The organism is Mycobacterium sp. 1482292.6 (assembly GCF_001672995.1).
Lineage (GTDB): Bacteria > Actinomycetota > Actinomycetes > Mycobacteriales > Mycobacteriaceae > Mycobacterium > Mycobacterium europaeum_A.
Genome location: NZ_LZKV01000170.1, coordinates 1 through 6,800 on the forward strand (window position 1 = coordinate 1; position 6,800 = coordinate 6,800).

9 protein-coding genes and 1 pseudogene are annotated in these 6,800 nt (G+C 66.5%); 6 read left to right on the top strand and 4 right to left on the bottom strand.

The features are described 5' to 3' along the window. The first annotated feature begins 198 nt into the window (after positions 1 to 198). Together A5624_RS16985 and A5624_RS16990 are read left to right on the top strand one after the other, a co-directional pair. Positions 199 to 663, top strand: coding sequence for a hypothetical protein (locus tag A5624_RS16985; protein WP_066868420.1), 465 nt, complete (start codon positions 199 to 201; stop codon positions 661 to 663). Positions 664 to 775: 112 nt separating this feature from the next. Then, positions 776 to 1,906 (top strand): nitronate monooxygenase, encoded by a 1,131-nt coding sequence (locus A5624_RS16990; protein ID WP_066868422.1) that lies wholly within the window; start codon positions 776 to 778, stop codon positions 1,904 to 1,906. Between the two features lie 26 nt (positions 1,907 to 1,932). Here A5624_RS16990 and A5624_RS16995 read toward each other — a convergent pair whose 3' ends face one another. From A5624_RS16995 to A5624_RS17005, 3 genes are all read right to left on the bottom strand, one after another. Beyond that, the gene (locus A5624_RS16995; RefSeq protein WP_066868424.1) at positions 1,933 to 2,163 is read right to left on the bottom strand and encodes a hypothetical protein; all 231 of its coding nucleotides are present in this window, start codon (positions 2,161 to 2,163) and stop codon (positions 1,933 to 1,935) included. Between the two features lie 90 nt (positions 2,164 to 2,253). Next, the gene (locus tag A5624_RS17000; RefSeq protein ID WP_066868426.1) at positions 2,254 to 2,541 is read right to left on the bottom strand and encodes a hypothetical protein; all 288 of its coding nucleotides are present in this window, start codon (positions 2,539 to 2,541) and stop codon (positions 2,254 to 2,256) included. 5 nt (positions 2,542 to 2,546) lie between these two features. Further along, a complete protein-coding gene (locus A5624_RS17005) occupies positions 2,547 to 2,945 on the bottom strand; it encodes a hypothetical protein (protein WP_066868428.1) in 399 nt (132 codons plus the stop codon). A 247-nt stretch (positions 2,946 to 3,192) separates the two neighbouring features. On the opposite strand from A5624_RS17005, the gene A5624_RS17010 reads away from it, so the two are divergent. Genes A5624_RS17010 through A5624_RS17020 form a run of 3 tightly spaced genes read left to right on the top strand, consistent with a single transcriptional unit; the run spans position 3,193 to position 6,090 of the window. Continuing rightward, positions 3,193 to 4,491 (top strand): cytochrome P450, encoded by a 1,299-nt coding sequence (locus A5624_RS17010; RefSeq protein WP_066868430.1) that lies wholly within the window; start codon positions 3,193 to 3,195, stop codon positions 4,489 to 4,491. A gap of 12 nt (positions 4,492 to 4,503) precedes the next feature. After that, entirely contained in the window at positions 4,504 to 5,517 is a 1,014-nt protein-coding gene (locus A5624_RS17015; RefSeq protein ID WP_066868432.1) for an alcohol dehydrogenase catalytic domain-containing protein, read from the top strand. A 12-nt stretch (positions 5,518 to 5,529) separates the two neighbouring features. Next, positions 5,530 to 6,090 carry a YceI family protein gene (locus tag A5624_RS17020; RefSeq protein WP_066868434.1) on the top strand — a complete coding sequence of 187 codons (561 nt, stop codon included), beginning with the start codon at positions 5,530 to 5,532 and terminating at the stop codon, positions 6,088 to 6,090. Positions 6,091 to 6,118: 28 nt separating this feature from the next. Here A5624_RS17020 and A5624_RS17025 read toward each other — a convergent pair whose 3' ends face one another. After that, entirely contained in the window at positions 6,119 to 6,409 is a 291-nt protein-coding gene (locus tag A5624_RS17025) for a hypothetical protein (RefSeq protein ID WP_066868436.1), read from the bottom strand. Positions 6,410 to 6,467: 58 nt separating this feature from the next. Between A5624_RS17025 and A5624_RS17030 the strand changes: the two are divergent. After that, positions 6,468 to 6,800 (top strand): annotated as a pseudogene (locus tag A5624_RS17030) (hypothetical protein); the annotation flags it as partial.

The window sequence follows — 6,800 nt, forward strand, 5'->3', positions numbered from 1 at the left end:
TCGAATGCTAGAACGGGCCACCGACAAAAAGCGCTCCCCTGAAACCACTGAAACAAAAGAGGCACAAGTGATTTGGGTTTGCCGGATCAACGCGTCAAAGCGTGGACCATCGCGCCTATTGCGTCGCCGAGAACAATGAGTCCAAGCGGCAACCGCGCTGCGGCGCGGTGCGCGATTGGATAGAGGTGGGTGAGTGCCATGGCCTCGTTGCTCACGGCCTGCAGCGGGTTCCTGCTCGCCGTCTTGTGGATGGATTTGATCTTCGACGTCCAGGTACTTCGGTATCGCAAGGCCACGACCGAACTGCCCGAGGCCGTGCTCGCTTCCATCGCGGCGTATTACCACCGCGCGACCACCGCGTCTCGGCCGATGAGCCGATTGATCGCACTCGTCATGCTGACCCTGGTGGGAACGCTGGTGCTGCAGGCCGCGCGGGGCCACGATCCCGGTTGGCTGCTGGTGACGTCGGCCGCGCTTGCCGGCATTCCGACCATGTTGGCGTTGACGCACACGGTTCCCGATGCGGTGCAGCTCGGGCACCGCGAGGACAGTCCGCCCGAGCAAACGCGCCTGGCGCGCTCGGTGTGCCGCGACCATCTGCTCTGCGCCGCCTGCATGCTCGCGTTTCTCGTCCTGTGGGTGGCGAACAGCACCGCGATCTGACCGCGGTGACGGGTCGTAGTCGCAAGGCGCAGGTCAGGACCCGCTGGCCACGTCAGTGAGCTACGTACTAAACTAGAACACGTTCCAATTCGGCGAGCTCCCAGGAGTTGTAATGCACACCCCTATCTGCGACGAACTCGGCATCGAGTTCCCGATTTTCGCCTTCACCCACTGCCGCGACGTCGTGGTGGCGGTCAGTAAGGCCGGGGGGTTCGGCGTGCTCGGTGCGGTCGGATTCACCCCCGAGCAGCTGGAGATCGAACTCAATTGGATTGACGAGAACATCGGCGACCACCCCTACGGCGTCGACATCGTCATCCCGAACAAGTACGAGGGCATGGACTCCCATCTGTCCGCGGAGGAGCTTGCCGAGACGCTGCGCAAGATGGTGCCGCAGGAGCACCTCGACTTCGGCAAGAAGATCCTCGCCGACCACGGCGTGCCGGTCGAGGACAGCGACGGCGACAGCCTGCAGCTCCTCGGCTGGACCGAGGCGACGGCCACGCCCCAGGTCGAGGTGGCGCTCAAGCACCCCAAGGTGAAGATGATCGCCAACGCGCTGGGCACCCCGCCGGCCGACATGATCAAGCACATCCACGAGGCCGGGCTCAAGGTCGCGGCGCTGTGCGGCTCCCCCTCGCAGGCTCGCAAGCACGCCGACGCCGGCGTCGACATCATCATCGCCCAGGGCGGTGAGGCTGGTGGGCACTGCGGCGAGGTGGGCTCGATCGTGCTGTGGCCGCAGGTCGTCAAGGAGGTCGCCCCGGTCCCGGTGCTGGCCGCCGGTGGCATCGGCAGCGGTGAGCAGATCGCGGCCGCACTGGCGCTCGGCGCGCAGGGCGCGTGGACCGGATCGCAGTGGCTGATGGTCGAGGAGTCCTCGAACACCCCGGTTCAGCAGCAGGCGTACGTCAAGGCCGGCAGCCGCGACACCGTCCGCAGCCGGTCGTTCACCGGCAAGCCGGCCCGCATGCTGCGCAACGACTGGACCGAGGCGTGGGAGGCACCGGAAAACCCGAAGCCGCTCGGAATGCCGTTGCAGTACATGGTCTCCGGCATGGCCGTGCGGGCCACCAACAGGTACCCGAACGAATCCGTCGACGTGGCATTCAACCCCGTCGGCCAGGTGGTCGGGCAGTTCACCAAGGTGGAGAAGACCTCAACGGTCATCGAGCGCTGGGTGCAGGAGTACCTGGAAGCCACCAACCGGCTGGACGAACTGAACGAGGCCGCCTCCGTCTGACGCGGAGGCTGGCCTGGCCGGTGCGCCTAGACCTCGTCGGCTTCGTCGGCTTCGTCGCGTCCGGTGAACACTTCCTTCGTCCGGTCCACCGCGTACGTGCCGATGTCGATCGAATTCGCGACGATGCCGCTGGCGCCGCCGGCGACGTCGCCGCGGATGATGTCGCTGGCGTGTTCGACGATGTCGGAGGCTTTTTCGACGGCGTTGGTCGCGATGTCCCTGACGGCGTCGACTGCATCCCTGGCGTTGAAGGCCATCTCGAGTCTCCCTTGTGTTGCAGGACGGTTGCTACGACTCTAGACGGGCTCGGGTGGCATTTCGCTACGGGCGGTGACGCCTATCGGGGCCTAGTAGTGCACCAGGCTGCGCCAGTAGTCATCGGGAATTTCGGCCCCCGAGCGCAAAATTCGGGCCAGTCCGACGGGCATCGCGATGCCCAGCAGTCCCAGCCAGAGCCCGGCCAGCGCGATGACACCCCACAGCACGGCGGTGACGGTGGGCCAGGGCGAGAGCACCGCCAGCGCCGGGGCGAAGAAGAATCCGGTCCCGATGTACCAGGCCGAGCCGGCCCGGTCGGAGGCCAGCACGAAGCGTAGCCAGCGTGGGATCGAAGGCTGAGCCGGACGATCGCGCATGGTCGTTACTCGGACGGTGGGAAGAACCCTGCCCCGGTGAACCAGCCCTCTTGCCACCCTTGGGCTCCCAGGCACAGCATCGGAAGTCCGCGGTCCGACTGTGCGGCGCTCTGCGGGCCTGGGCACTTGGCGCCCGCCTGCTGGACTCCGTACAGCGGATAAGAGGCCACCCAATAGCCGGTGGTCGCCGCGGGGAACTGATTGGGGGGCGGGAAGTGGCAAGCCTCGGCCTGGCCGCTGGGCCCCCGTCCGAAGATGAAACGCTCGTAGTTGTCGCACGGCGCGCCCAGCGAGGCCTGATAGTTCATGCCCGGCACGTCGCCGTCGTAACCGGCGGCCGCGCACGGGGCCAGGCCGATCGTGATGCCCGCTATCGAAGCGGCGCTGAGCAGTTCCCGAATCATGTCCTACCCCGCCTGTCGTCGCCGGTGACCTGCACCAAAGCATATCCGGCGGACCGTCGGCCACAAGACCGTTCCGGCTTGTGGGTCCGATCGTCGGCGTGCACCCGCGACACGGGGCGAAACGGCCGGTCAGGAACACGTTCCAATTCGCCGCCGACGATCTTTCCTCAATGCTTCCCAACCAAGGTGCGGCAGTGGTTTCCTTGCACAAGGACGACTAGACCACTTCGTCATCGAGGAGCGGGCCATGCCAACCGTCGAGCCAACTGCCAAGCCGGTCCCCAATCTGCCTCCCGGCTTCGACTTCACCGACCCGGACATCCACGCCGAGCGGCTCCCGGTGGAAGAGCTGGCCGAGCTGCGCCGGACCGCGCCGATCTGGTGGAACGAACAACCGGACGGGGTGGGCGGATTCGATGACGGCGGCTTCTGGGTGGTGTCCAAGCACAAGGACGTCAAAGAGATTTCGCGGCGCAGCGACGTGTTCTCCAGCCTGGTGAACACCGCCCTGCCCCGATACAAAGAGGGCACGGTGCGCGAACAGCGCGATACCGGCAAGTTCGTGTTGCTCAACATGGATGCCCCGCAGCACACCCACCTGCGCAAGATCATCTCCCGCGGCTTCACACCGCGCGCCGTCGAGCTGCTGCGTGACGACCTGAACCAGCGTGCCCGTCAGATCGTCGAGAAGGCGGCCGCCGCGGGTTCCGGCGACTTCGTCGAGCAGGTGTCCTGCGAGCTTCCGCTGCAGGCCATCGCCGGACTGCTGGGAGTGCCGCAGGAAGACCGCATGAAGCTGTTCCACTGGTCGAATGAGATGGTGGGCGACCAGGATCCGGAATTCGCCCGCAATGACGCGATGGGTGCGTCGGTCGAGCTGATCACCTACGCCATGCAGATGGCCGCCGACCGGGCGCAGAATCCCGGGGAGGACATCGTCACCAAGTTGATCGAGGCCGACGTCGACGGGCACAAGCTCTCCGACGACGAGTTCGGTTTCTTCGTCATCCTGCTGGCGGTGGCCGGCAACGAGACCACCCGCAACTCCATCACACAGGGCATGATGGCCTTCACCGACTTCCCCGACCAGTGGGAGCTGTACAAGCGGGAGCGTCCCGCCACCACGGCCGACGAGATCGTTCGGTGGGCCACCCCGGTCACCTCGTTCCAGCGGACCGCCCTGCAGGACTACGAGCTGTCCGGCATGCAGATCAAGAAGGGCCAGCGCGTCGTAATGGTCTACCGCTCAGCCAATTTCGACGAGGATGTATTCGAGGACCCGTTCACCTTCAACATCCTGCGCGACCCTAACCCGCACGTCGGGTTCGGTGGCACCGGCGCGCACTACTGCATCGGGGCCAACCTGGCGCGGATGACCATCGACCTGATGTTCAACGCGATCGCCGATGCCATGCCCGACCTGGAATCGGTCGGCAAGCCCGAACGGCTGCGGTCGGGGTGGCTCAATGGGATCAAACACTGGCAGGTCGACTACCACACCAACGGCTCCCAGAAATGTCCCGTCGCGCATCAGGCCCAGGGGTGACAAGCTAATCACATGCCCAATCATCGAGCCGTCCATGTCCCGTCCGCCGGTGCAGCTTTGGAGCTGGTCGACGCCGAAACCAAGCCACCGGGTCGCGATGAGGTGCGGCTGACGGTCGCCGCGTGCGGCATCTGCGGGACCGACGCGCGCTTCGTCAACGGCGACTTCCCCGGCATATCGTGGCCGCTGACTCCGGGGCATGAGATCGCCGGCAAGATCGCCGAAATCGGCGACGGCGTCCAGGATTTCGCAGTCGGCGATCGCGTCGCGGTCGGCTGGTTCGGCGGATGTTGCCAGCGCTGCGACCAATGCCGCAAGGGACAGTTCATTCACTGCGAAAACGGCAAGGTGCCGAGTTGGCAATATCCCGGCGGATATGCCGAGTCGGTGACCGTGCCGGTGAGCGCGCTGGCGCGCATACCGGCCGAGCTGTCCGATGCCGAAGCCGCCCCGATGGGATGCGCCGGCGTGACCACCTATAACGCGTTGCGGCACACCAACGCGCTGCCCGGCGACCGGGTGGCGGTACTCGGCGTCGGCGGCCTGGGCCACCTCGGGGTGCAATTCGCCCGGGCCATGGGTTTCGAGACCATCGCGATCAACCGCGGCACCGGCAAAGCCGACGACGCCCGAAAACTGGGCGCCCATCACTACATCGACTCCACGGCCAACGACCCCGCCGAGGCGCTCAAGGACTTGGGCGGCGCGACGGTCGTCCTGGCCACCGCCGGAAACTCCAAGGCGATGGCCGACACGGTCGGCGGCATCCTGCCCCGGGGCCAACTGGTCACCATCGGCGTCACGCCCGAACCGCTGCCGATCAGCCCGGTGCAGCTGATAACGCCGGGCATCAGCATCGTCGGCCATCCCTCCGGTACGGCGAAAGACGTCGAGGACACAATGCATTTCGCGGTCTTGTCCGGCGTAAGAGCGTGGATCGAGGAGCTGCCGCTGTCGCAAGCCGCGGAGGGCTACGCGGCCCTGGAAGGCGGCCGGGCGCACTACCGCACCGTTTTGACCATGTGACACAGTCGATTCGTGACTTCCGACCAAAGCGCGGTGTGGACGATCGGCCCGGCTGACGGTGAGTTGTTGCTGCGCACCGGCGTTAGCGGCAGGGCGGCGCGGATGGGCCATCGTCTTACCATCGCGATGACGCGCTGGCGTGCCACCGTGAGCTGGTCCGACTCCCAACCCGTCAGCGCACAGCTCACCGTCGAGACCGATTCGCTCGACGTGCTGCGTGGTGACGGCGGTGTCAAAGGGCTGTCCGGGGCGGAGAAGGCGCTGGTGCGGTCCAACGCCCTGAAGTCGTTGTCCGCCAGCCGGTTTCCCGAAATCTGCTATACAGCGGATGTCATCGAAAACGCCGGCGATAACTACCGCCTGATGGGCACTCTGCGCATTCGGGGAGTGTCGCGGGACCATGTCGTCGAGGTGCAGACCGAAGACCTCGGGGAATCATGGCGGATGTCAGTCGAATCCACCATCCGGCAGTCCGACTACGGCATCAAGCCGTACTCGCTGCTGATGGGGTCGGTCCAGGTCGCCGACGACGTGTCGTTGTCGTTCGCCGCCGTTCGCGCCCAGGGCAACTGAGGGCCGCGGTCACCGGCGCCGGGCGAGCTCAGGGTTGCGGGTCGGTCGCTGCGCGCGGGGCCGAGTCAACCGCCGGATCGCCGGTGTCACCGGGTATGTGCTCGAGCACCCGGGTCAGGTAGGGCTGTCGGTTACCGCCGTCCGACTGTCGTTCGCCACCGGCGCCCGGCTGCTCCTCCGGAACGCTGGCGTCCGAGACCGGTTCGCCGGCAGGGAGTTTCGTTTGTGGGGCCGGCGGCTTGGCCGGCGGGGCCGCCGGAAGCGGCGCGACGGCCGTCACCGCCTCGGCGATCTGGGGGGTGGGCGGCCACAGCGACATCGACGGCCTCTCCTGGCAGCTCGAAACGACTTTGCCGGTACCGGTTTTCGTGCAATCGATGGCCCAGGTGACGATCGCGCGCGGCGCGGCGCTGTCGGCGGCTGCAAGCACCGAATTCACCGACGACCAGCTGGTCGAGCACATCAGCGAACCCGTTCCGGCGCCCACTCAGAAGCGGCAGTTGTCCTACGCCGGGGCCATGACCGCGTTGGCGGCCGGTGCCATCACCTTCGTCGGGTCGGTATCACTCGCGGTGGGGATCCACGTGGGGCCGGCCAGCGCCGCCGGCGCGCCGAAGCACGCTACCCACCCGCCCACGATTATCACCGACCTCAGCTCGATCACCGAGGCCGCCGCCCGCAACGACACCAAAGTGCGTCAATTCGGCTCG